We start from the raw sequence: 2,066 nt of genomic DNA on the forward strand, positions 1-2,066 counted from the left end.
GGGCGGGTAGGGCGTTGGTGGTGATGAGGTGGGTGAGGGTGGTGAGGAGTTGGTGGATGCGGGTGGGTCCGGCGTCGAGGAGGTCGTAGGGCTGGTAGGTGAGGTGGGGGTGGGTGGTGGTGATGGTGTGGGGGTCGCGGATGTCGGTCTTGCCGATCTCCAGGAAGGTGCCCCCCTCGGCCAGCAGCGCCAGACCCGCGTCGACGTGCGCCTGGGTGAGGCTGTTGAGGACGACGTCGACCCCCTGCGGGGCCACCGCCGCGATCCCCTCCCGGTACGCGGTGGTCCGGGAGTCGTGGATGTGGGAGTCCGGCACGCCGAGCGCGCTGAGGGTGGGCTGCTTGCCGGTGCTGGCCGTGGTGTGCACGGTGGCCCCGAGGTGCCGGGCGTAGTGCAGGGCGGCCATCCCGACCCCGCCGGTCGCGGTGTGGATCAGGACGGACTGCCCCGCCCGCAGGCCGGCGAGGTCGCCGAGGCCGTACATGGCGGTCAGGTAGGCGATCGGCAGCACGGCGGCCTGGCTGTCGCTGAGGTGGTCGGGGGTCCGGGTGAGCAGGAGATGGTCGCAGACCGCGAGCGGGCCGGTGCCCTCGGAGAAGAGACCCATCACCCGGTCGCCCGGGTCGAGTCCGGTCACGCCGGGACCGGTCTCCACGACCACGCCCGCGCCCTCGCTGCCCAGCGGCGCCTCACCGGGGTAGCTGCCCAGCGCGATGAGCACGTCGCGGAAGTTCAGGCCGGTGGCGTGGGTGCGTACCCGCACCTCGCCGTCGCGTAGCGGGCGCAGCGCCTCGGGTGCCGGGACCATGGCGACGTTGGCCAGGGTGCCGGCGGAGGTGGTGCCGAACCGCCAGTTCTCGGCCGGCGGCACCAGCCGCGCCGGGTCGTCGGCGCAGCGGACCAGCCGGTCGACGTACGCCCCGCCGAAGCGCACCGCGAGGTGCGGCTCGGCCGTGGCCAGCGCGGCGGGCAGCACCGACGGGTCGGTCGGGCGTCCGTCCAGGTCGAGCAGCACGAACCGGTCGGGGTGTTCGGCCTGCGCGGAGCGGGTGAGGCCCCAGCAGGCGGCGGCGGCCAGGTCGGCGATCTGGTCGGCGAGGTGCGCGGCGACCCCACCCTCGGTGGTGATCACCAGTCGGGTGCCGGTCAGCCGCTCCTCGGCGAGCCACTGCTGGAGGCGGTGCAGCAGCGCCTCGGTCAGCTCGTGTGCGGCGGCGACCGGGTCGTCGGTGGTGGCCGTGGCGTCGGCGGGCGTCTCGTCCGGGCGGGGGGTCCGGCAGGTCAGGAAGACCACCTCGGGCGGCTCACCGGCGAGCAGGGCGGCGAGGTCCGGCACCTGGCGCAGACCGGGCAGCGCGCCGCGCAGCGCCGGGCCGGGCGTGCCGAGGACGGCCCAGTCAACCGGTTCGGCCGGCGGCGTGGCGTCCACGCGCAGCTCCTGCCAGTCGAGGCGGTGCAGCAGCTCGGTGCCGGGCGCGGCGACGACGGGCAGCGTGGCGGGGTCCAGCGCGCGCAGGTCGAGGCGGTCGACGGAGAGCACGGGGTGCCCGTCCGGGTCCTCCAGCAGCACCCGGTACGCGTCCTCGCCGATCGCGGTGAGTCGGGCCCGGACCGACGTGGCCAGGGTGGCGTGCACGGCGACGCCGGAGAAGCTGTACGGCACACGCGGCGCGGCGTCGGGGTGCTCGGCGGCGACGGCGATCAGCGCGTGCAGGGCCGCGTCGGCGAGCGCCGGGTGCACCGCGTAACCCTCCGGGCGCAGGTCGTCGGGCAGCTCGACCTCGGCGTAGACGTCGGGGCCGGCACGCCAGGCACGGCGCAGGTTCTGGAAGGCGGGCCCGTACTGGTAGCCCCTCGCGGCGAGCAGCGGGTAGAGCGCGTCGACGTCGACCGGTTCCCCGGCCGGGGGCCAGGCGCCGATCTCCGCCGGGACGGTGGGTTCCTCGGGGTTGATGGTGGCGGTGGCGTGGGTGGTCCAGGTGGTGGTGGTGCGGGTGTGGATGGTGAGGGTTTGGTGGCCGGTGGGGGTGGGGGTGGTGAGGTGGAGGTGGAGGTGGGTGGGGGTG

1 protein-coding gene is annotated in these 2,066 nt (G+C 75.3%); it reads right to left on the minus strand.

Annotation, left to right across the window (positions count from 1 at the left end):
* Window positions 1–2,066: SpnB-like Rossmann fold domain-containing protein (locus JQX11_RS31905; RefSeq protein ID WP_204928631.1), on the minus strand; the 2,066-nt coding region annotated here is incomplete at both ends.

Source organism: Micromonospora humida (genome assembly GCF_016901255.1).
Lineage (GTDB): Bacteria > Actinomycetota > Actinomycetes > Mycobacteriales > Micromonosporaceae > Micromonospora > Micromonospora wenchangensis.